18 protein-coding genes and 3 pseudogenes are annotated in these 20,191 nt (G+C 69.9%); 9 read left to right on the forward strand and 12 right to left on the reverse strand.

What is annotated here, in order from left to right; genetic code table 11:
* Window positions 1-320: 320 nt before the first annotated feature.
* From ABT115_RS29310 to ABT115_RS29330, 5 genes are all read left to right on the forward strand, one after another.
* Window positions 321-1,652: a glycosyltransferase family 4 protein gene (locus ABT115_RS29310; protein ID WP_351796033.1), complete on the forward strand. Its 1,332-nt coding sequence runs from the start codon at window positions 321-323 to the stop codon at window positions 1,650-1,652.
* 63 nt (window positions 1,653-1,715) lie between these two features.
* On the forward strand, window positions 1,716-2,471 hold the full coding sequence (locus ABT115_RS29315; protein WP_351796036.1) for a class I SAM-dependent methyltransferase: 756 nt from the start codon (window positions 1,716-1,718) through the stop codon (window positions 2,469-2,471).
* Window positions 2,468-3,589, forward strand: a complete 1,122-nt coding sequence (locus ABT115_RS29320; protein ID WP_351796040.1) for a prenyltransferase/squalene oxidase repeat-containing protein — start codon at window positions 2,468-2,470, stop codon at window positions 3,587-3,589. Before ABT115_RS29315 ends, ABT115_RS29320 begins: the two co-directional genes overlap by 4 nt.
* 130 nt (window positions 3,590-3,719) lie before the next feature.
* Window positions 3,720-4,496: a maleylpyruvate isomerase family mycothiol-dependent enzyme gene (locus tag ABT115_RS29325; protein ID WP_351796043.1), complete on the forward strand. Its 777-nt coding sequence runs from the start codon at window positions 3,720-3,722 to the stop codon at window positions 4,494-4,496.
* A 259-nt stretch (window positions 4,497-4,755) separates the two neighbouring features.
* Window positions 4,756-5,328, forward strand: a complete 573-nt coding sequence (locus ABT115_RS29330; protein ID WP_351796046.1) for a VOC family protein — start codon at window positions 4,756-4,758, stop codon at window positions 5,326-5,328.
* On the opposite strand, the gene ABT115_RS29335 is transcribed toward ABT115_RS29330, so the two are convergent.
* The 9 genes from ABT115_RS29335 to ABT115_RS29375 form a co-directional block, all read right to left on the reverse strand.
* The gene (locus ABT115_RS29335; RefSeq protein ID WP_351796049.1) at window positions 5,321-6,328 is read right to left on the reverse strand and encodes an LLM class F420-dependent oxidoreductase; all 1,008 of its coding nucleotides are present in this window, start codon (window positions 6,326-6,328) and stop codon (window positions 5,321-5,323) included. The genes ABT115_RS29330 and ABT115_RS29335 overlap by 8 nt on opposite strands.
* Before the next feature lie 147 nt (window positions 6,329-6,475).
* Window positions 6,476-7,294, reverse strand: coding sequence for a hypothetical protein (locus ABT115_RS29340; RefSeq protein WP_351796052.1), 819 nt, complete (start codon window positions 7,292-7,294; stop codon window positions 6,476-6,478).
* Between the two features lie 185 nt (window positions 7,295-7,479).
* Entirely contained in the window at window positions 7,480-8,394 is a 915-nt protein-coding gene (locus tag ABT115_RS29345) for an N-acetylmuramoyl-L-alanine amidase (protein WP_351796055.1), read from the reverse strand.
* A 38-nt stretch (window positions 8,395-8,432) separates the two neighbouring features.
* Window positions 8,433-9,089 (reverse strand): class I SAM-dependent methyltransferase, encoded by a 657-nt coding sequence (locus ABT115_RS29350; protein ID WP_502969190.1) that lies wholly within the window; start codon window positions 9,087-9,089, stop codon window positions 8,433-8,435.
* A gap of 134 nt (window positions 9,090-9,223) precedes the next feature.
* A complete protein-coding gene (locus ABT115_RS29355) occupies window positions 9,224-9,682 on the reverse strand; it encodes a type II toxin-antitoxin system VapC family toxin (protein ID WP_351796058.1) in 459 nt (152 codons plus the stop codon).
* Entirely contained in the window at window positions 9,672-9,941 is a 270-nt protein-coding gene (locus tag ABT115_RS29360; protein WP_351796061.1) for a type II toxin-antitoxin system Phd/YefM family antitoxin, read from the reverse strand. Before ABT115_RS29360 ends, ABT115_RS29355 begins: the two co-directional genes overlap by 11 nt.
* 163 nt (window positions 9,942-10,104) lie before the next feature.
* Window positions 10,105-11,433, reverse strand: coding sequence for a M20/M25/M40 family metallo-hydrolase (locus tag ABT115_RS29365; RefSeq protein ID WP_351796064.1), 1,329 nt, complete (start codon window positions 11,431-11,433; stop codon window positions 10,105-10,107).
* Window positions 11,430-12,818 carry a cytosine permease gene (locus ABT115_RS29370; protein ID WP_351796067.1) on the reverse strand — a complete coding sequence of 463 codons (1,389 nt, stop codon included), beginning with the start codon at window positions 12,816-12,818 and terminating at the stop codon, window positions 11,430-11,432. The genes ABT115_RS29365 and ABT115_RS29370 overlap by 4 nt, the downstream gene beginning before the upstream one ends.
* Window positions 12,818-13,771, reverse strand: a complete 954-nt coding sequence (locus ABT115_RS29375) for a DUF1177 domain-containing protein (RefSeq protein WP_351796070.1) — start codon at window positions 13,769-13,771, stop codon at window positions 12,818-12,820. The genes ABT115_RS29370 and ABT115_RS29375 overlap by 1 nt, the downstream gene beginning before the upstream one ends.
* A gap of 149 nt (window positions 13,772-13,920) precedes the next feature.
* Between ABT115_RS29375 and ABT115_RS29380 the strand changes: the two genes are divergently transcribed.
* Both ABT115_RS29380 and pepE read left to right on the forward strand, forming a co-directional pair.
* A complete protein-coding gene (locus ABT115_RS29380) occupies window positions 13,921-14,748 on the forward strand; it encodes an IclR family transcriptional regulator (protein WP_351796073.1) in 828 nt (275 codons plus the stop codon).
* Window positions 14,749-14,792: 44 nt separating this feature from the next.
* Window positions 14,793-15,521, forward strand: a complete 729-nt coding sequence (pepE, locus tag ABT115_RS29385; RefSeq protein ID WP_351796076.1) for a dipeptidase PepE — start codon at window positions 14,793-14,795, stop codon at window positions 15,519-15,521.
* Window positions 15,522-15,659: 138 nt separating this feature from the next.
* Here the strand turns inward: pepE and ABT115_RS29390 are convergent.
* Window positions 15,660-17,345 (reverse strand): annotated as a pseudogene (locus ABT115_RS29390) (MFS transporter); the annotation flags it as partial.
* 310 nt (window positions 17,346-17,655) lie between these two features.
* Here ABT115_RS29390 and ABT115_RS29395 point away from each other — a divergent pair.
* Window positions 17,656-17,940, forward strand: a pseudogene (locus ABT115_RS29395) (methyltransferase type 11); the annotation flags it as partial.
* A gap of 248 nt (window positions 17,941-18,188) precedes the next feature.
* Here ABT115_RS29395 and ABT115_RS29400 read toward each other — a convergent pair.
* Window positions 18,189-18,980 (reverse strand): tetratricopeptide repeat protein, encoded by a 792-nt coding sequence (locus tag ABT115_RS29400; protein WP_351796079.1) that lies wholly within the window; start codon window positions 18,978-18,980, stop codon window positions 18,189-18,191.
* 424 nt (window positions 18,981-19,404) lie between these two features.
* Between ABT115_RS29400 and ABT115_RS29405 the strand changes: the two are divergent.
* Window positions 19,405-19,683, forward strand: a pseudogene (locus tag ABT115_RS29405) (GNAT family N-acetyltransferase); the annotation flags it as partial.
* Here ABT115_RS29405 and ABT115_RS29410 read toward each other — a convergent pair.
* The gene (locus ABT115_RS29410) at window positions 19,667-20,119 is read right to left on the reverse strand and encodes a TnsA-like heteromeric transposase endonuclease subunit (protein WP_351796082.1); all 453 of its coding nucleotides are present in this window, start codon (window positions 20,117-20,119) and stop codon (window positions 19,667-19,669) included. The pseudogene ABT115_RS29405 and the gene ABT115_RS29410 overlap by 17 nt on opposite strands.
* Between the last annotated feature and the right edge of the window lie 72 nt (window positions 20,120-20,191).

A 20,191-nucleotide genomic window follows, 5' to 3' on the forward strand; every position in this document is an offset into this window, starting at 1 on the left:
GATCGGAAAGCGGACGCGGTCTGGTGCGTGCGATTCCAAGGCGCCGGGATGTCCTCGTAGCAGCGCTACGAGGACATCCCGGCAACGCGGGAAGCATGCGTGCCAGGGCGTGGCCGCCCGATCAGAGGCCACCCGACAGCCTCTAAGGCGCACAGCATGTCAGGGTGGCCGGTCGTGGCGCGAATCACCTGATCCGGCCGTTGCACCGACGCTACCTGCCGGTAGATTCGTAGCTCATTGAACGATCCAGTCTGAAACTTGTTCTAGATTAGCGTGAGCGGTTACGCTCCGGCGAACACGCAGTGAGAAGGGGGCCGAGTGTGACCGCTGAGGCCATAGAGACAGGCCCCCGCACGGGCAGTGACGCGTCGGGCAGCCCCGACGACCGTCCGCTGCGCATCGCACTCCTCACCTACAAGGGCAATCCTTTCTGCGGCGGTCAGGGCGTCTACGTACGCCACCTCGGCCGCGAGCTCGCCCGCCTCGGCCACAGCGTCGAAGTGATCGGTGCCCAGCCCTATCCGGTGCTCGACGAGGGCGTCCCGCTCACCGAGCTGCCGAGCCTGGACCTCTACCGCCAGCCCGACCCGTTCCGCACCCCGAAGCGCGGCGAGTACCGGGACTGGATCGACGCCGCCGAGGTCGCCACCATGTGGACCGGAGGCTTCCCGGAACCGCTCACCTTCAGCCTGCGCGCCCGGCGCCATCTCGTCGCCCGCCGCGGCGAGTTCGATGTCATCCACGACAACCAGACCCTCGGGTACGGGCTGTTGGCGGACCTCGGCGCCCCGCTCGTCACCACGATCCACCACCCCATCACAGTCGACCGGCAGTTGGACCTGGATGCCGCCGAGACCCGTCGTCGGCGTGTCTCCGTACGCCGCTGGTACGCCTTCACCCGCATGCAGAAGCGGGTCGCGCGCCGGCTGCCCTCGGTACTCACCGTCTCCGGCTCCTCCAAGCAGGAGATCGTCGACCATCTCGGGGTGGGCAGGGACCGGATCCACGTCGTGCACATCGGCGCGGACACCGACCTGTGGTCGCCCGACCCGTCGGTCGCCGAGGTCCCCGGCCGGATCGTCACCACCTCCAGCGCCGACGTCCCGCTGAAGGGCCTCGTCCACCTCGTCGAGGCGCTCGCCGTGCTCCGCGCCGAGAACCCGCTGGCGCACCTCGTGGTCGTCGGCAAGCGGGCCGAGGACGGACCGGTCGCGCAGGCCATCGAGCGGCACGGACTCCGCGGTGCCGTCGAATTCGTCAAGGGCATAAGCGACGCCGAACTCGTCGACCTGGTGCGCGGCGCCCAGATCGCCTGCGTCCCCTCGCTGTACGAAGGCTTCTCGCTGCCCGCCGCCGAAGCCATGGCCACCGGCACGCCCCTCGTCGCCACCACCGGCGGTGCGATCCCCGAGGTCGCGGGCCCGGACGGTGAGACCTGCCTGGCCGTCCAGCCCGCCGACGCCGGGGCGCTGGCCGACGCGCTCGCCCGGCTGCTCGGCGACCCGGAACTGCGGGCCCGGCTCGGCGCCGCGGGACGCGCCCGGGTGCTCTCCCGCTTCACCTGGAAACAGGCCGCCATCGGCACCGCCGCCCTCTATCGCGAGGCGATCGCCGCCCGCGCCGGCACCACGCGCCCCGGCGGCCGTCGTTGACACCGCCGCCCGTCCTCGTCGTCTCCGCCCACTGATACCCCTCGACCGCGAAAGCAGGCATTCGTGCTGACCGTGGACTTCACCCGCTTCCCGCTCGCCGCAGGTGACCGAGTGCTCGACCTGGGCTGCGGCGCCGGACGCCACGCCTTCGAGTGCTACCGGCGCGGCGCACAGGTCGTGGCCCTCGACCAGAACGGCGAGGAGATCCGCGAGGTCGCGAAGTGGTTCGCCGCGATGAAGGAGGCCAAAGAGGCCCCCGAGGGCGCCACAGCCACCGCGATGGAGGGCGACGCGCTCAACCTGCCGTTCCCCGACGAGTCCTTCGACGTCGTGATCATCTCCGAGGTGATGGAGCACATCCCCGACGACAAGGGCGTGCTCGCCGAGATGGTCCGGGTCCTCAAGCCCGGTGGCCGGATCGCGATCACCGTGCCGCGCTACGGCCCGGAAAAGGTCTGCTGGACGCTCTCCGACGAGTACCACGAGGTCGAGGGCGGCCACATCCGCATCTACAAGGCCGATGAACTGCTCGGCAAGATCCGCGGCGCAGGCCTCAAGCCGTACGGCACCCATCACGCCCACGCCCTGCACTCACCGTACTGGTGGCTGAAGTGCGCGTTCGGTGTGAACAACGACAAGTCGTTGCCGGTCCGGGCGTACCACAAACTGCTGGTCTGGGACATCATGAAGAAGCCGGCCGTCACCCGGGTCGCCGAGCAGCTGCTCAACCCGGTCGTGGGCAAGAGCTTCGTGGCGTACGCGACCAAGCCGCACCTGCCCGTGGCCGCCGCCGAGGACCTCTCCAAGGCCGAGGCGTGACCACTCCCAAGCAGACCGAACACCTCGTACTGCCCGGAGTCCTCACCGCCGAGCAGGCTGCCGAGACCATCGCCGCCCTCCTTGCCGCGCAGTGCGAGGACGGCGCGCTGCCCTGGTTCCGCGGCCACCACCTCGACCCCTGGGACCACACCGAGGCCGCCATGGCCCTCGATGCGGCGGGCGAGCACGCCGCCGCGGAACGCGCGTACGACTGGCTGGCCCGGCATCAGAACGAGGACGGCTCCTGGTACGCCGCCTACCACGACGGGGACCCGGACCAGCCGACCGACCGCGGTCTGGAGACCAACTTCTGCGCGTACGTGGCCGTCGGCGTCTGGCACCACTACCTCGCCACCGGCGACGACGCGTTCGTCGACCGGATGTGGCCGACCGTCTACGCCGCCGTCGAATTCGTACTCCGACTCCAGCAGCCCGGCGGCCAGATCGGCTGGAAGCGCGAAGCCGACGGAACCCCCGTCGACGACGCGCTGCTGACCGGCTGCTCCTCCATTCACCAGGCGCTGCGCTGCGCACTCGCCATCGCCGAACGGCGCGAAGAGCCGCAGCCCGACTGGGAGTTGGCGACCGGCGCACTGGCCCACGCGATCCGCAACCACCCGGAACGCTTCCTCGACAAGAGCCGCTACTCGATGGACTGGTACTACCCGGTCCTCGGCGGCGCGCTCACCGGAACGGCCGCCAAGGAGCGGATCGAGGAGGGCTGGGACCGCTTCGTGGTCCCCGGCCTCGGGGTGCGCTGTGTGCTGCCCAATCCGTGGGTGACCGGCGGCGAGAGCTGTGAACTCGCCCTGGCGCTCTGGGTGATGGGCGAGTCGGACCGGGCACTGGAGATCCTCCAGTCCATCCGGCATCTGCGCGCCGACGGCGGCATGTACTGGACGGGATACGTCTTCGAGGGCAACCGGGCGTTCTGGCCGGAGGAGCTCACCAATTGGACCGCCGGTTCGCTGCTGCTGGCGGTGGCCGCGCTCGGCGGCGACGAGGCGACCACCGCGGTCTTCAGCGGTGAACGGCTGCCGCGCGGGCTGGAACCGGACTGCTGCGGCCCGGATCAGGCCGAATCAGGGTGCGTGCCGGACCCGGCGAGCCCGGCGTGATCCGAAAGAGAGCCCCTCACCCAGGGCGCCGGTCAGCGCTTCCGGGTCCACACCGAGACCGGCCCCGGACTCGTTGAGCTCGGCGGATAATCACATGCAAGAGCGGTTGCGGCGCACTACGGTGCGCGGCATGAGCTCACTCCCGCACGACCTCTACTGTGACGAAATCATCGGCCGCACCGACGCGTTGAGGGCGGCGATCAAGGACGCCGACCTCAACGCGACCGTTCCGACCTGCCCCGACTGGACCCTGCGCGACCTCGCCGGCCATCTCGGCGGCGCCCATCGTTGGGTGGGCGAGATCGTACGGACCCGGGCCACCGAAGCCGTCCCGCACGAACGGGTACCGGAGTTCAGGCCCGAGGGCGACGACCCCGCCGTGCTCGACGCCTGGCTGGCGGACGGTGCGGCGAAGACCGTCGAGGCGCTGAGGGCGGCCGGCCCCGACCAGGAGGTGTGGTCCTGGGGGTGGGAGCGGAGCACGGGCTTCTGGGCGCGTCGCATGGCGCACGAGACGATCGTCCACCAGGCCGACGCGGCGATCACCGCGAACATCGGCTACGAGGTGGCTCCGGAGCTGGCCGCCGACACCATCGAGGAGTGGCTGGAGATCGTCGCCTTCATGCAGGCCGGGGGCCACAAGGAGGCCGCCGGACTGCGCGGCGGCGGGGGCTCGATCCATCTGCACGCCACGGACGCGCCGGGTGCCGAGTGGCTGATCGAGTTCGGAGAGGACGGCTTCACCTGGCGGCGCGCCCACCAGAAGGCGACCGTGGAGCTGCGGGGCTCGCTCACCGACGTCATGCTGGTCTTCAACCGGCGCCTCGCTCCGGACAGCGACCGGGTCGAGGTGCTGGGGGACGGGGAACTGCTGGACTTCTGGCTGGAGCGCGCGGCGTTCGGCTGAGCCTCCACCGGCCGCCACCCGGGGGTCGCCCGCTGTGCGGTCCCCGTCCGCCGCGCGGGCGCGGCGGTGCTGAGCCAAGCTGGAGAAGAGAGCCCGTTGTGTCCGGCGGCCCCGCAGGAGGTGCCGATGGAGCCCGTCCGCGCCCTGAGGCGGATCGCCTTCCTGCTGCACGCGGCAGGGCCGGCACCTGCCGCGTGCAGGCACGGCTCCGGGGCGGACGGGGCGGTCTGCGCAGCCCCGGGACAGGAGCGGTGAACCCATGACGGCCACAAGCGTGCGAGGCATCGACCACATCGGGGTCACGGTCCCGGACCTGGAGACCGCCACCCTCTTCCTCGTCCGGGCGTTGGGAGCCGAGGTACTGTATGACGCCCTGCGCCGCCGGGACGGCCCGCACGGCGGTCCGGACGTCGAGCGACGGCTCGGAGTTCCGGCGGGCACGCAGCAGCTGGCGGTCAGGATGCTGGCCCTTCCCGGCGACGGTCCAGGTATCAAGCTGTTCGAGTTCGAGGGGCCCCGCCGGGAACCCCCGGTGCTGCCCTGCGACTTCGGCTGGCAACATGTGGCGCTTTACGTCGACGACCTGGACGCGGCCGTACGGGACTGTGTGGCCGCCGGCGCCTCGCTGCTCGCCGAGGCGCAGCCGCTGCCGGGACCCGAGGCGGGCGAGCGCAACCGGTTCGCGTATCTGCGCACCCCGTGGGGCAGCACCCTGGAACTACTGACGTACCCCGACCCCCAGCCCTGGGAGCGCACCGCGCCACGACGGCGCATACGGCCCGCGCCGGTGGGCACCGGCGCCTGGCCCAGGGACCCGGCCCGGCCTAGTTGAGCTCCGCGAGCACCCGCAGGGTGTGCGGGTCCGGCGCTGTCACCAGCAGATCGGTCACCGGCCCCGTGCGCCACAACTCCAGCCGCTCCGCGATCCGTTGACGTGGCCCGACGAGCGAGATCTCATCGGCGAACGCGTCCGGCACTGCCAGCACCGCCTCCTCCTTGCGCCCTTCGAGGAACAGTTGCTGGATCCGCCGCGCATCCTCCTCGAAACCCATCCGCGCCATCAGATCAGCATGGAAGTTACGGGCCGCGTGCCCCATCCCCCCGATGTAGAAGCCGAGCATCGCCTTCACCGGCAGCAGCCCCTCGGCGACGTCGTCACAGACCTGCGCGCGGGCCATCGGCGCGATCATGAACCCGTCGGGCAGGTCCGTGAGTGACGCCTCGTACACATCGGTGCGCAGCGGTGACCAGTACAGCGGCAGCCAGCCGTCGGCGATCCGCGTGGTCTGCGCGATGTTCTTCGGCCCTTCCGCCCCGAGCAGCACGGGCAGCCGGGACCGCAGCGGATGGGTGATCGGCTTCAGCGGCTTGCCCAGACCGCTGGCGTCCGGACCGTTGTACGGGTGTGAGTGGAAGCGCCCGTCCAGCTCGACCGGGGCCTCGCGAGCGAGCACTTGGCGGATGACGTCGACGTACTCGCGGGTCGCGGTCAGTGGGCTTTTCGGGAACGGCCGCCCGTACCAGCCCTCCACCACCTGCGGTCCGGACAGGCCCAGGCCGAGCATCATCCGGCCCCCGGAGAGATGGTCGAGGGTCAGGGCGTGCATGGCGGTCGCGGTCGGCGTGCGCGCCGCCATCTGTGCGATACCGGTGCCCAGCCGGATACGGGAGGTGTGCGCGGCGATCCAGGTCAGCGGGGTGAACGCGTCGGAGCCCCAGGCCTCCGCCGTCCACACCGATCCGTACCCCAGCTCCTCTGCCGCCCGGGCCAGCTCCAGGTGGGCGGGGTTCGGGCCGCGGCCCCAGTATCCGAGTGCGAGTCCGAGCCGCATTCCGCTGCCTCCCAGCATTTCTGACACTACGTCAGATCATTGGCGCACGGACGGAGAGTACGACAGCGGCCCCCCGCCCGGAAGGGGCGAGGGGCCGCTGTTCGTGCTGCGGAAGCGTGGTGGGCTCAGAGGCCACCCGGCAGCCTCTCAGCCGCGCTGTATGCCCGTGGTGTCCCGGAGCACACCACGACGGCCGTCCTGCGTCTGGGCGACGAGGCCCGGACCGCGCTGCTCCACCGCGAGGTACCAGGTGCCGGGTGCCAGTTCGGCGATCGGCGAAGGCGAACCGTCCTCCCCGTACAGCGGACGGGCCACCGGCACCGCGAACCAGAACGGCGCGAAGTCACCGGCCGGCGCACCGGCCGCCGGAGCCGGCTGGGCGTTCTGCTGCTCGGGCCGGCCGGCCTGCGGCTGGCCGCCGTACGGCTGCGAATGACCCGGCTGAGCGCCGTGCGGCTGCTGGGCGCCGGGGTAGCCGTAACCCTGGCCGGGCTGCGGCTGGCCACCGTACGGCGACTGCACGGCCTGCGGACGCGGGGCCCTCGCCAGGGGGGCCTTGAGCGCGGGGACCAGCGGGGTGGCGATCGCGCCGCCCGCGAGCGCGAGGGTCGCGAGCAGCCCGAGGATCAGACCGGCGCCCGCGTCGCTGGCGTCGACGGTCGTCCAGAAGGCCGTCCAGAGCGCGAAGACGCAGAAGGCGGCCCCGAACTGGCCGAGGTCGAGGCCCAGGACCTTGCGGCTCGGCATGGCGCGGCCGACGATGACCAGTGCCGCACCGACGACCCCGGCCAGGAAGAGGCTCATCAGGACCGAGAGCGCGTCCCAGGCATTCGGGCTGTTGTATCTGGAGCAGTTGATGCCCGTAGGGCAATCGAATCCGGAAAGGTCGAGGAAGGAGGCGATGAACAGCACCACCGCTGCTCCGATCACCACGCCGTCGCCTCGAGTGAGGGAGCGGATATTCACGTGAAGGTCCTTAGTCGATCGTCTCGTCGGGGCGGTCGTCGTTGCCACCGGCAGGGCGGGCACGGCGCGAAGCTCGGGGACAAGGCTCCCATCGTACGGATGAATCTATCGTCTGCTCGGACGGGTTGTGTCCCTGCCCGGAACCGGGGCGCACTTCCCCGATTTGATCTCGGAACAACCCCTTGCTACCCCTGCAGATAGCTGCTGATGCCGTCGGCGATGCCCTGCGCCGCCTTCTGGCGCCAGCTCGCACTCGTGAGCAGGGCAGCGTCCTTCGGATCGCGCATATTGCCGCATTCGATGAACACTTTGGGCACGGTCGACAAATTCAGTCCGCCCAGGTCCTTGCGGACGTCCAGCCCGGTATTGTCGCCCACATAATTGGAAGGTGCACTTCCGGTATCGCGGGCGAAGAGACCGGCGATCCGGGTACCGAGATCGCGCGACGGCTCGACGATCTTCGAAGTGTCCGCCGCTCCTCCCGTCACCGGTGCGGGGAGGATCACATGGAAACCGCGGTTGCCGACCGCGGAACCGTCCGCATGCACCGAGACCACCGCATCGGCCTTGGCGTCGTTGCCGATCCGGGCCCGCTCGTCGATACACGGCCCGTACGGGCGGTCGTTGTCGTACGTCAGCACAACCTTCGCGCCCTGCGCCTGCAGAAGCGTGCGCAGTCGGTGCGACACGTCAAGGGTGAACTGGGCTTCCGCGTATCCGGAGGCGGTCGAGGTGCCGGTGGTGTCGCACTCCTTGTGCGTGGTGCCGATGTCCACCTGGCGGTTGATCTCGCGGGTGTGCAGATGGTTGTCGGGGTTGTGCCCGGGGTCGATGACGACGGTCTTCCCGGACAGCGGCCCCGACGCCCGGCCGGGCGCGGACTTCGAGGGCTTCGCGGACGGGGCGGGGGAGGCGGACGTCTGCTCCGGCACCCGAGCGCCCTTCGACGGCGGGGCGGAGGTACCGCTGCTGCCCTGCGCCCCGCCGCTGCCACCGCCCGCGGCGCAGCCCGCGACACTCAGGCACACGGCTGCGAGCGCGGCTGCGGCGAACAGCGGCCGGCGGTGCGGGGTGGGGGGAACGCTCTCGTCGTACGGCACCCCGCGATGCTATCGGGGCGGCGATGCTGCGGGGCGGCTCAGATCCCCCGTCCCGTGCGGCGCAGCACACGCAGCGAATCCGTCACCGAGACCTCGGTGAACGCACCGGAGGCCAGCGCCCGCAGGTAGACGCGGTACGGGGCCTGACCACCGTGCGCGGGGTCCGGGAACACATCGTGGATCGCGATCAGCCCGCCCTCGCAGAGATGCGGCGCCCAGCCCTCGTAGTCACCGTTCGCGTGCTCGTCGGTGTGCCCGCCGTCGATGAAGACGAAGCCGAGTTTCCCGCCCCAGACGGCCGCGACCTGCAAAGACCGTCCGACCAATGCCACGACATGGTCTTCGAGCCCGGCCGCGTGCAGGGTCCGGCGGAACGTCGGCAGCGTGTCCATCCGACCGACCTCCGGGTCCACGACGGTCGGGTCGTGATACTCCCAGCCGGGCTGCTGCTCCTCGCTGCCGCGGTGGTGGTCGACGGTGAGAGCCGTCACGCCGGCCGCCCGGGCGGCATCGGCGAGCAGAATGGTGGAGCGCCCGCAGTACGTCCCGACCTCAAGGATCGGCAGCCCGAGCGCGGCGGCCTCGACGGCGGCCTCGTACAGCGCGAGCCCTTCGGCCACCGGCATGAAGCCCTTGGCGGCCTGGAAGGCGGCGAGAATCTCGGGCTTGGGCGCGGCGACGGACTCGGCGGGCACGGGTTCCTCCTGGTGGCGGGTTCTGCGGGGTACGCGTACGACGGCGCCCCATCGTGCCGTACGCCCCCGCCGAAGGCTTCGGCGGGGGCGTACGGGGGTGAACGGCGAGCCGGGGCGGGGCACCGGCCGACGGCTCATCGGTCGTGGAGCACCCGCGGCCGTGTGACGGGGACGACGGTGAGCAGGTCGTCCAGCCCCTTGAAGTCGTCGGCGTTTGTGGTGAAGAGCGGAAGCTCCTCGGCGATGGCGATGGACGCGATCATCAAGTCGGCCACTCGGCGCCGCGGTTTGCGGCCGGCACCGATCACGGCAGCGCAGACCCTGCCGTAGACGCGGGCTGCCTCCGCGTCGAAGGGGATCGGGTCGAACTCGTTCTCGGCACGCTGGAGGACATCCAGCCGACGGGCCCGCTCGGCGTACTCGTCGTAGTCGTCCTGCTCCTCGTTCCGTCGTACCTCGTGCGGGCCGGCGGAGAGCTCAGCCAGTGTGATGGCACTGATCGCCACCTCGGCAGGAAGCTCCTCGGGATCCACCCATCTGCGAAGGATCATGATGTTGGTGTCGAGCAGACCCTGGTCGTATTCAGCGGGCATAGGGGTCGTCCTGCCTCTGCTCGGCGGTGGCATCCTGATCTGTCCGGAAGGCGTCCAGCGAGATGTCTGGAGCGGTGCGGGACATGGCGGTGAACTCGCCGCGCGGGACGAACCGCCTGCGTCGGCGCAGCGGGATCAGCTCGCCGATGCGATGTCCGTCCCGCGTGACGGTGAACGCCTGCCCGTCCTGGACGGCGTCCATGATCTCTTTGGACCTGTTGCGCAGGTCGCGTTGAGTGATCTCCTGCTGTGCTGCCATGGCATCCACAGTAACGAGCGGTGCTACCGGGTGACACTGGATGTCACACCACGGTGTGCATCTCCTTGGATTCCTGAACGAAGGTCCCTGCCACGGGTTGGCAGGGACCTTCGCGGGGTGAGCCCGGGTCGGGGCACCCCCCGGCAGGGCTGCGATATGGAGGTCAGCAGCTCTGCCAGAGCCGGGTCATGACGCGGACGCCGAAGCGCAGGCCCTCCAGCGGGACGCGTTCGTCCACACCGTGGAAGAGCCGGCCGTAGTCCAGGTCGTGCGGGAGCTTGAGGCCCTTGAAGCCGAAGCAGCGGATGCCGAGGTGCGTGAAGGCCTTGGCGTCAGTGCCGCCGGGGTTGCAGTACGGGACGGGGTGGCCGTCCGGATCCTCGGCGCGTACGGCTTCGCACATGGCGTCGACCAGCGGGCCGTCGAACGTCGTCTCCAGCGCGATGTCGTGGTTGACCCACTCGCGGGTGACCGAGGGGAGGAGGAGCTTGTCGATGGTGTCGATCAGCTCCTGCTCGTGGCCGGGGAGGAAGCGGCCGTCCACCCGGGCGGTCGCCTTCCCGGGGATGACGTTGGTCTGGTAGCCCGCGGTGAACATGGTGGGGTTCGCGGAGTTGCGGAGCACCACCTGCATGAAGTCGGAGACCGGGCCCAGCTTGGCGAGGCTGCCCTCGATGTCGTTCTCGTCGAACTCGACACCGTAGAGGCGGGCGGCCTCCTCGAGCAGGGCGCGCACCGGTTCGATCAGGCAGATCGGGAAGGTCTCGCGGCCGATGCGGGTCAGCGACTCGGCGAGATCGGTGACGGCGTTCTCGTCGTTGGGGCACGAGCCGTGGCCGGCCCGGCCGGTGGCGGTGAGCTCCATCCAGGCCATGCCGCGCTGGGCGTTCTCGATCGGGTAGAGGCGACGGGTGTCGTCGATGGCGAAGGAGAACCCGCCGCCCTCGCCGATCGCCTCGGTGACCCCGGCGAAGAGCTCCGGCCGGTGCTCGACCAGCCAGTGGGCGCCGAACTTCCCGCCCGCCTCCTCGTCGGCGAGGAAGGCGAGGACCAGGTCGCGCGACGGCTTGGTGCCGGTACGGGCGAAGTGGCGGGCGGTGGCCAGCATGACGGCCACCGTGTCCTTCATGTCGATCGCGCCGCGCCCCCACAGATAGCCGTCGCGGATCTCGCCGGAGAACGGCGGGACCTGCCACTCGGAGGCGTCGGCGGGTACGACGTCCAGATGGCCGTGGACCAGGAGGGCGCCGCGCCCGGGGTCGCTGCCCGCGATACGCGCGATGACATTGGCGCGGCCCGGGGCGGACTCGACCAGTTCGGAGCCGATGCCCACCTCGGCGAGGCGGCCCACCACCCAGTCGGCGCTCGCACGCTCGTTGCTGGTGGGGTTGGAGGTGTCGAACCTGATCAGTTCGGCGCAGAGTTCGATGACCTCGTCCTGGGCCAGGTCGGAGGCCGGGACGAGCGGTGCGGTGGGGTCGGGGGTGGTCATGCTGCTCCCACAGAGGTCGTCGCGCGGGCGGCGGGGGCGGCGTCGTCCTCGTCGTCCAGGCTGGAGGTACCGTACGGCTTCACCCAGCCCAGCAGGCCGAGGACGCAGTACAGGATGAAGGCGGTGGCCAGCGAGTTCAGGGCCGGGATGCCGCCGTCGTAGAACTTGCCGACGCAGAACGCCACGACCCAGATGACCAGGGACATCGGCACCCAGGTCGGCGAGGACTTCGGCAGGGTCTCGGACTCCCGGGTGTCGTCCAGCGGCTTGCGCATCCGCTTCACGACCCAGTACTCGGCCACGATGATGCCGCCGATCGGCGGGATCGCGACGCCGAGGACGGTGAGGAAATCGGTGAAGTGGGTCATGATCCCGACCGCGGACAGGACCGTGCCCGCGATGCCGAGGACGATCGTGACCGCGCCGCGGTGCATCCGCTTGCCGAAGACGACCTGGAAGAAGTTGACGACGCCGAGCGACGAGCCGTACAGGTTCCAGTCGTTGATCTTCGCGGTGGACATCAGGACCACCATGACGCCGAAGACACCAGAGGTGGAGAGCACGATGTGCGACACGTCGCTGCTCTTGACCAGGTGGCCCAGGAGCACGCCGGTCATGCCGACGATGTACTCGGAGAGGATCATCGACGAAGCGCTCTGCAGGAAGACGTGCGAGCCCTTCTTGTTGTACCGGGTCATCTCCGGGGCCACGATCGCACCGGTCATGAAGCCGCCCGCGATGGCGGTGGCTGCGACGGCGAGCGGGATCGCCTCGCCGGGGGGCGGCGAGTGGATCAGATCGCTGATGGAGTGGTCCTTCAGCGTCGAGATGATCGACCACGCGACCATCCCGAAGAAGAGCGGCGTCACGATCTTGGCGAAGACGGCCATGTAGCGGAAGCCGAAGATCACCAGTGCGGTGATGGCGATGCCCGCCAGCGCACACCACAGCCAGGAGGGGCCACCGACCAGCGCCGAGACGCTGTCGCCGAAGATCGTGTTCTGGACGCCGAACCAGCCGACCAGGCTGACCGCGATGACAAAGCTGACCAGCGCCGAGCCATTTCGGCCGAAGCCGGCCCAACGGGTCAGCATCGGGGTCGCCAGGCCCTCGCGCATACCGGCCAGGCCGATCGCGAAGATCACCACCTCCAGGATCACCGCGCCGAGCGTGAAGGCGAGGAAGGCGTCCCCGAAGGTCATGCCGACGCCGATGGTGGCACCGAGGGTGAACTGCGAGATCGAGCCGGACTGGGCCAGCCACTGCAGCAGCATGGACCAGAAACCGAACCGCTTGTCACGCGGGACACGGGAGAGCGCGTAGTCGTCGCTGCCGATGTTCTTGGCCTCGGGGGCCACGGCCTCGGCCTGCGGGGCGGATGCCATCAGGACTCCTGGGGTATACGGCCGAGGGTCTGCAGGTGAGCAAGCGACCCGTAGCGGTTGACGAGGTTGTCGAACTCCACCGCGTCGTGGAAGTCCAGGTGGCCACTGCCGTAGGCCTTGGCGACCTCCACGGCGTAGCGGGCGGCGGACGCGATGTCCGTCTCGTGGCTTGCGCCCGTACCACAGCCCGGTACAGCGGCGGCCGAGGTGATGGCCAGGCCGACGACCGGCGCGGCCGTCGCTGTGGAGGGCTGCAGGATCGAATTGATGTGGTGTGCGCCGTTACCGTACGGGGTGATGTCCTGCGTGGTCACTGGGTACGTGACCAACGGCTCACCGGTCACCACGGCGAGCAGTTCGCCGAGCTGCTCGCCGACCCGGAGCACCCAGCCCTCCTTGACGGTGGGCGACAGGGCGAGGCCCTTGTGGTTGATGATCCGGTTGCCCTTGGTGGTGTCGATGGAGAGCACGGCCTCCATCTCACCGGTCACCTCGTGGCGGTTCATGGTGGCGATGTCCACGGGCGAGCCCATGAACGGCACCGGGTCGTGCGGCTCGGTCGGCGCGTTCGGACAGATGTGGGTGGCGACGATCACATCGCCGGGCAGTACATCGCCGCGACGGCGCATGTCGAGCAGTTTGGCGGCGGTGGCGATCGCGGAGACCGCGCCATCGGCGTCGGAGACCATGCCGGTCACCTCGGGCCGGGCGCCGATGCCGCCGAGCCGGCCCACCACGCCCAGTGTGCGGGCGCTGCCCCCGGACGTACGCCCTTGTGCGCCCGGAATGCGGACCATCACGAAGTCCGTCGAGCCCTGCTCGCCCGCGACCGTGGTGACCTGCGCCGACGAACCCTCGGCCCCGCTCACGGAGTCGAGGTACTCGGCGACCGTCTTGCCATTGATCTGGGGATCGTCCAGCAGATCGACGATGTCCAGCACGTACTTCAACATGGGGGCCTTTCTTGCTCATCCGGGCACCCCGGCCCGCGCTCGACGGGGGAAGCGCGGGGCGGGATGCTGAGGCAACATTCGGGATCGGATAGCGTTGAACGCAACTGTTTCCCGTTATTTGCAATCCAGGTCTGAATGGTGAGATGACGATGGCGGACTTCGATCTGGACCGGCGCACGCCCGCCGGCGCTCTGCAAACCGTCGACCGGGCGCTCCTCGTGCTGCTCGCCTTCGAACGGACCCGGCCCGACTGGGGCGTCACCGAAGTCGCCGAGGAGTTCGGCTGGGACACCTCGGTGGCCCAGCGGCTGCTCGCCACCCTCGCCGGGCGCGGCTTCCTCGTCTCCGACCCGGTCACCCGCCGCTATCGCATCGGCCCCGCCGTGCTCCGCCTGGGCAGGCTCTGGGAGCGTTCCGGATCACTGGAGCTGCTGGCCGGGCCGGTACTGGAGGAGCTGCGCCGGGTCACCGGCGACACGGTCCTGTTCTGCCTGCCGGACAGCTTCCACATGCGGTGCGTCGCCGCGGAGGAAGGAGAGGCCGGGCCGCTGCGCTACTACCCGCTGGTCGGCGAGCTCTACCCGGCGCACGCCGGGGCGACCAGCAAGTCGTACTACGCATATCTGCCCGACGAGCAGCGCCACCGGCTCTTCCGGGGCCGCCCGATGGCACGCTTCACCGACCGGACGGTCACCGACCCGGACCGGCTGGAGGAGGAGTTCCTCAAGGTCCGTGCACAGGGGTACGCCTGGACGGTCGGTGAGTACGACACCGGTATCGCGACCGTCGCCGTGCCGGTCTTCCTCGGGCGCGAACCGTACGGGAGCCTCAGCCTCGGCGGCGCCGAGCAACTCTTCCGCGGGGCGCCGGACGACCGGCTCGACGCGCTGCGCCACGCGGCCCAGCTGCTGGAGAGGCGGCTCACCCAGCCCCCGCAGCGCCCCAAGCCCCGCGCCCGTCGCACGCGCACCACCTGACCCGAAGAGAAACCTTCGCCCGAAGAGAATCCAAGAGGAACCTCGTGAATCTGCTGCTGCTCTCCAACTCCACTCAGTACGGCCGCGGCTATCTGGAACACGCCTTGGACACCGTCACCGCATTCCTGCCCTCCGGCGCCCGACTGGCCTTCGTCCCCTACGCGCTCGCCGACCACACCGCGTACACCGCACGCGTCCGCGACGCACTCGCGCCGTCCGGCATAAGCGTCCGCGGGGTCCATGAGAACGCCGACCCGGTCGCCGAACTCGCCGCGTCCGACGCCGTGTTCATCGGCGGCGGCAACTCCTTCCGGCTGCTGAGCGCCCTGTACCGGACCGGCCTGCGGGACGCCGTGATCGAAGCGGTGCGCGGCGGGCTGCCGTACATGGGTGCCAGTGCGGGTACGAACATGGCGGCGCCCACCCTCCGTACCACCAACGACATGCCCATCGTGCAGCCGCCGTCCTTCGAGACGCTCGGCCTCGTCCCGTTCCAGATCAACCCGCACTATCTGGACCCGGACCCGGAGAGCACCCACAAGGGCGAGACCCGCGAGGAGCGGCTCACCGAGTTCCTCGAGGAGAACGACGTGCCGGTGCTCGGCCTGCGCGAGGGGTCATGGCTGCGGGTCAACGGGCGCCAGGCCCGAGTGCAGGGTGCCCGACCCGCACGGCTGTTCACCCGCGGCGCAGAGCCGCAGGAGCTTCCGGTCGGGTCGGACGTCTCTCATCTGCTCACGACGACACCGCGGTTCGACGTCCCGGTGCGCTGACGGCCCCCGGCCAGTCGGGACTTTCGAAACACGCCCCAGTACCAGATCGGCGTCGACCGGCAGCCCGTTGCCCGGGTAGGAGGCCGAGCGGGCGTGCGGCACGCACCCGGTGGCCGAGCCGGCCAGGACGTAGGTGCCGCCGGACGGAGCGGACAGCGTGTAGCGGCCGTCCTCGTCCGTCACGGTGAGACCGGCCTGCCGCCCCCGGTGGTCGATCAGCGTGACGTTGGCGCGGGCCACCGGGGCGCCGTCCTCGTCCATCACCCGGCCGCGGAAGCCGCCCGAGCCCGCGACGGTGCGCGACGGCGAAGGCGACGGCGCCGGGGTCCGTGCCGGGGCCGACGCCTCGTCGTCCGCGCCGCTCGCCGGCAGCACCGGCCGCACCGCGTCGCGCGGCGATGGCAGGAACGCGGCCAGCACGAGCCCGACCACCACCGCTCCCGTCGCGATCAGGAACGAGATCCGGAATCCCTCCATCGACGGCACCGCCACCCCGCCGGCCCGTACCGAGGTGTTCGCGAGCACCATGCCGATCACGGCGCTCGACACCGACGTACCGATCGACCGCATCAGGCTGTTCAGACCGTTGGCCGCACCCGTCTCGGACGGGTCGACGGCCCCGTTGATCAGCGCGGGCAGCGAGGAGTACGCGAGTCCGATACCGGCCCCGATCACCACCGCGACCACCACCGTCTGCCAGGCCGCGCTCATCAGCCCGAGCCCCGCCCCGTAACCGACCCCGATGACCAGCATCCCGAGCATCAGCGTCACCTTGGGGCCGCGGCGGGCGGACAGCCGGGCGTACACCGGGGCCACGAACATCATCGTCAGACCGAGCGGTGCCACGCACAGCCCGGCGGCCACCATCGACTGCCCGAGGCCGTACCCCGTGGCCGTCGGCAGTTGGAGCAACTGCGGCAAGACCAGCGACACTGCGTAGAAGGCGATGCCTACCATGATCGAGGCGAGGTTGGTCAGCAGCACCTCGCGCCGGACCGTGGTCCGCAGGTCGACGAGCGGTGCCGGGCTGCGCAGCTCGAAGAGTCCCCACAGCCCGAGGACCAGCAGGGCGGCTGCGATCAGACCGATCGTGGTGCCCGAGGCCCAGCCCCAGTCGCTGCCCTTGGTGACGGACAGCAGCAGACAGACCAGGCCGAGTGAGAGGCCGAGCGCGCCGACGAGGTCGAACCGCCCGGGGGCGCGCAGCGCCGCCTCCGGTACGGCGAGGACGGTGAGCGTCATCGCCAACACCCCGAGACCGGCCGCACCGAAGAACAGGGTGTGCCAGTCGAAGTGCTGGGCGACCAGCGCGGAGGCGGGCAGTGCGAGTCCGCCGCCCACCCCGATCGAGGAACTCATCAGCGCCAGCGCCGACCCGAGCCGTTCACGGGGCAGTTCGTCGCGCATGATGCCGATGCCCAGCGGTATGGCGCCCATGGCGAAGCCCTGGAGCGCCCGCCCCACGATCATCACCACGAGATCGTCGGTGAAGCCGCATATAAGGGAGCCGGTCACCATCACGGCGAGGCTGGCGAGCATCATCTTTCGCTTGCCATGGAGGTCGCCCAGCCGCCCCATGATCGGGGTGGCCACGGCTCCCGCGAGCAGGGTCGCGGTCATCACCCAGGTGGCATTGGACGGGGTGGTGCGCAGGAAGGCCGGCAGGTCCTTGATGACGGGGACGAGCAGGGTTTGCATCACGGCGACGGTGATGCCCGCGAAGGCGAGCACGGGGACGACCCCGCCGTTCGCGCCGCGTGTCCGTGGATCGGTGAGTTTCCCTGTGTCGGTACGGGGATGCTGTCCGTTGGACGTCTCTGGCATGCGTGCGGCCTCCGGGCGGCATGGTCGGGGGCGGTGGTCCGAGAAGAGGCACGCGGGCGCGGCGCGCGAGGCACCGGTCGGCACGTACGTGCGGGTGCAACTTGCCGTGGATGCACGGTATTCCGGTGAACGCGGTGCGAACGGGGTACCGCCGCCCAATTGGCCTGAACTGAGCGTTCGACAGGTGATGTCCGGCCGTGGTCTTCTGCTCGCCTACTTCGTTGACGGAGCGTCATATCCGCTGTCGGGACCTTGTCGTGCGCCCTTGCCTCGCCGTCGTGCGCGTGACGCGGGCCGCTTCGGCGGGCAGGGCCGACTGGTCGTGGTGCGCCCCACGGGGCGACACCTGGCCGATCTGCGCGCCCGGCTGCCCGGCATGGTCGCGGTCGACCCCGCCAAGGAACAGCGCCTGCACCGTGCGCTGGACCCGTGCTTCGAGGCCACCGCCACCGAACCGGTCAAGTACACCTTGCCGTTGACCCGCGCGGAGGCCGTGGACCTGGTGGGCATGACGCCGAGCGCGCGCCCGACCGCGCGCCCCCTTCTGCCGCACGTGTCCTCTCCGGTTTCACTTGGCGAGTGGGGTGTCTGTTGACCTGTGGTTCGCAGGTTTCGGTTGGACGTCGAAGTCTCGGATCGTCCAGGTTTAGGTGGCGAAATCATGGGACTTATAGATGAGTTGGGTTCCGGGTTCTGGTCCCGGCCGGGGAGTTGCGCAACCGACGAATTCTCCGAACTGCGGAAACGTGCCTCTCGCCATGTATGGATCCCACCGTTGAGCACAAAGGATCCCAGCTTCCGCACAGCGGTGGTCCTTCTTCGCCAAGCTGGTGTGAGACGTCGTCATGGGAGCGGACCCTCGGCGGTAGTGCGGGCCAGCAGCGTGCGGGCCTCTTGGATGCGGGGGTGGTCCCGATGCAGGAACTGCTCGCACGCGGTCAACGCCTGACGGGCTGCGGCTTCCGCCTCGGCGCGGCGGCCCAGGCCGTGGAGGGCCGTGGCCGTGATGATGCCCAGAGACCCGCTGGCGGCGCGGGCCGAAGGCGGGGTGAGCCGGTGAGCCTCGGCCAGAGCCTCCTCGTAGCGTCCCTGCCCGTTCAAGCTGCGCACCAGGACACAGTGCAGGGCGGCTGCAGTGTGTCCCTCCGCCCGGGGCAGGTTGCCGCGGGCTATGGCCTCGGCTTCCTCGTGGCGGCCCTGCCCGCACAAGGCCTCTGCCAGGTTGTCCAAAGTGGCCAGCTCGATACTCCACACCTCGGTGAGGTGTGCGAGACGGGTCACGGCGCGCAGAATGTCATCCGCCTCGGCCTCTGCCTCCGTATACCTCTCCTGACGGATGAGGACCACCGCTCGGTTTGACCTGACGCCCAGCAGCAGTGCCCGATCGGCGCCCACTGTCTGCTCCAACTCCGCGATCAAAGTGTCCAGCTCGGCGAGCACATCCGCCCCGCGCCCGTGAGCGACGGCCGCCGCCGTGCACATGGCCCTGGCCAACCACACCACGGTGCGGCTCCGGCCCCAGCCACGCCGCTCCGCGGCCGCAAGAACCTTCGCCCCGGCCTCGGCCTCCTCGTACCGGCCTCCCTCGAACAAATCCCGGAGATGGTCGAGAGCCACCGCCTGAGAACGGGACACGCCGCTACTGGCCCACCTGAGCCGCGAAGGGCCCGACACCGTACCTATGAACTTCACAAGGCGCGAGGCTACGTGAACCTAGGCGGTGCGCTTCCCCGTGGCGATGAGAATGCGCAAGCTTCAGCAAGACAGGAAACAGTCAGGCGAGACCAACCCGGTCGCTCTTGGCGACGCACATTTCGTCACCTCGTGAGCCGCGTTTCGTCCGTTGCCCGAGTTGGGAGCCGGTTGAAGCGGGTGCTGTATGACGCGCTTGGCGGGGTCCAGAACGGCGACCATGCGCGTCGAACGACGGTGGCCAGGTGGCGGTGAGCGATCAGCGTATGCCGGCCCGGCGGGTCGGGTCGAAGGTTTGGGCGTGACGTTGCTGTGCGCGTCGGGTGGCGGAGTGCAGGGCCGGTTTCCGGAGGTGGGGTTCTCGTTGGAGCACGGTCGCCCGGCCGCCGAGGGGAAGGTCGATCTCGGCTACCTGTTCCTCCCGCGGGCGTGGGGATTCGGGTACGCCGCCGAGGCGTGCGCGGCGGCACTCGACTGGTTCGACGGCGTCCTTCCCGGCGAGCCGGTGGTGCTCCACACCCAGACCGCCAACGTCGGCTCGATGCGCCTCGCGGCAAAGCTGGGGTTCACCGAGGTAGAGCGGTTCCACGCTTGGGACGCCGAGCAGTGGCTCGGCCTGCGGTCCCCGGTCACGCCCTCCGATTGAACTCGTGCTCGACTGCACGGATCCGCAACTCGATATGAACGCCCCGGGTTCGGGCCGTTCTCGCGGCGGGCGAAGTAGTCCGGCGCATGCGAACGCTCTTGCCCGCGTCCGATCGCCAGAACAGCCAGAACGGCTGAGACGAGATCCCCACCACCGACGGGTCGAAGTCCAGCAGCATCACATGATCGCGCTCCAGCCAGGACTCGTACCCGATGTGCCCGCCCACTGTGGACGACCACCACAGACCCGGCAGATGGCGCTGACCCTTGTACGACTTGAACGCTCGTACCGGCGCGGCGTCCTCGAACCGCACTGCCCAGGCATCCACCAGCGAGCGACGGAACTCAGACCCTCCCTGGTCGGCGTACGCGACCTCGAACCCCTCCGCCGGCGGCCCAGAGACACCACCCGGCACCACCCCTAACGAACCTGCCACGACTCACTAACCCGAGCCCGCGACGAAAGGTCACTCTGCAAGACGAAAGGCCAGACGAAGGATGAAGCTGCA

This window comes from Streptomyces sp. NPDC001832, assembly GCF_040297265.1.
Classification (GTDB): Bacteria; Actinomycetota; Actinomycetes; order Streptomycetales; family Streptomycetaceae; genus Streptomyces.